1 protein-coding gene is annotated in these 680 nt (G+C 68.2%); it reads left to right on the top strand.

Going from position 1 to position 680, the window contains the following annotated elements:
* Positions 1 to 97: 97 nt before the first annotated feature.
* On the top strand, positions 98 to 680 hold a 583-nt coding region (locus tag V6U81_RS29055; RefSeq protein WP_334494243.1), incomplete at its 3' end, for a hypothetical protein.

The raw sequence follows: 680 nt of genomic DNA, 5'->3' as shown, positions 1-680 counted from the left end.
CCCCCTTGCTTTTGAGCGCCCCTGTTCGTGGTGCTTGCCCCACGCGCTGACCCCCCTTGGCGCGTGTGTGGGCCAATCCCCCGAAGGAGCTTCCCTCATGAAGACGACCATGCTGCGTAAGAGTGTTCTGGGTATCGCTGGTCTGGCGTTCGCCGGTGGCGTGTTCGCCGGCCCGATGACCGAGGCGCACGCCGCCCCGGTCGTGGACGCCACGCCCGTCGCGGTGGCCGTGCAGGCCGACAAGCCGGGCGTCGACAAGGCCAAGCTGATCCCGCACGGCGTGCAGGGCAAGCAGTCGCGCATCGACCTCAACGCGGAGCAGACCGCGAACGTCAAGGCGATCATCGCCGCGACGAAGAAGTCGGGTCTGGACGAGCGGGCCGCGGTCATCTCCATCGCCACCAGCCTGCAGGAGTCGAAGCTGGAGAACCTGGGCCACCTCGGCGACCGCAACGACCACGACTCGCTGGGCCTGTTCCAGCAGCGCCCGTCCAGTGGTTGGGGTAGCCCGGAGCAGATCACCGACCCGATCTACTCCACGATGGCCTTCCAGAAGGGCCTCAAGCAGATCGACGGCTGGCACGACATGCCGCTGACCGAAGCCGCCCAGACCGTGCAGGTCTCCGCGTACCCGGACGCCTACGCCCAGTGGGAGCAGCAGGCCGCCGACCTCGTCGCCA

This window comes from Micromonospora lacuserhaii (genome assembly GCF_036902735.1).
GTDB lineage: Bacteria > Actinomycetota > Actinomycetes > Mycobacteriales > Micromonosporaceae > Micromonospora.
The sequence above is the reverse complement of the archived record's forward strand: the minus strand, read 5'-3'. Positions and strand labels throughout refer to the sequence as shown.